Consider the following 731-nt stretch of genomic DNA (forward strand, 5'->3'; position numbering starts at 1 on the left):
GGTGGCAAGATTAGCTCACAGACTCTTTATGCTTTAGGCTCATATGCGTTTTATGGCGAAAACCCTAAAGGCGATTGGACGGTGTACGCAGTGAGCGGCACACCATTAGCAGATTCCGAATGCGCACCCAATCCACAGCTTGCTATGGAATATCGTATCTATAACGCAGAATAAATCGGGAATTTAATATCATGCACAAAATAATAATAATCGCTACTGCAATTGGTTTGAGTTTTTCTGGCTTGGTTTTTGCTCAAAGTAAATATGAACTAGGCACAAAATTAAGCCCTGCAGAGATTAGTGCCTTAGGTAATTTAAAATCGTTTAGTGTGAGTTCGGGTACATCTACTGCATCTTCTGCGTCTGCGGTTGCTGCTGCTAATCAGAATGACCCGACCCGCAAGATCAGTGCAGCAGGATCTATTTCAGCACGTCAGGCAACCTATCGTATTGTGTCGGCCAGTAGTGGTGGCGGTGGCTATGTCATCGATGATCGGGGTCAAGTTGGCAAATGCGATGGAGTAGTGCTTATTTCAGGTATTGCTACTGATCTAGCCAAGAAAGCTTTCGATCCGTATCAAGCTTCGATTGTTTCAGTCAAGGTCTATGACAACTTAAAGATTGTCTCAGCCACATTTTCTAATTTAGCTGAAGCTGCAAATGCGAGAAACGAATTAGCAACTAAGCTTACAGGTGCTACAGTAAGCTTGCCAGTTATTTTTGACGTGCCT

1 protein-coding gene is annotated in these 731 nt (G+C 43.5%); it reads left to right on the plus strand.

Features of this window, described 5'->3' with window-relative positions; genetic code table 11:
• Positions 1 to 191 precede the first annotated feature (191 nt).
• The coding region (locus LZG75_RS12235; RefSeq protein ID WP_233937698.1) for a hypothetical protein at positions 192 to 731 on the plus strand (540 nt) is incomplete at its 3' end.

Source organism: Polynucleobacter sp. IMCC30063, from assembly GCF_021395235.1.
Lineage (GTDB): Bacteria > Pseudomonadota > Gammaproteobacteria > Burkholderiales > Burkholderiaceae > Polynucleobacter.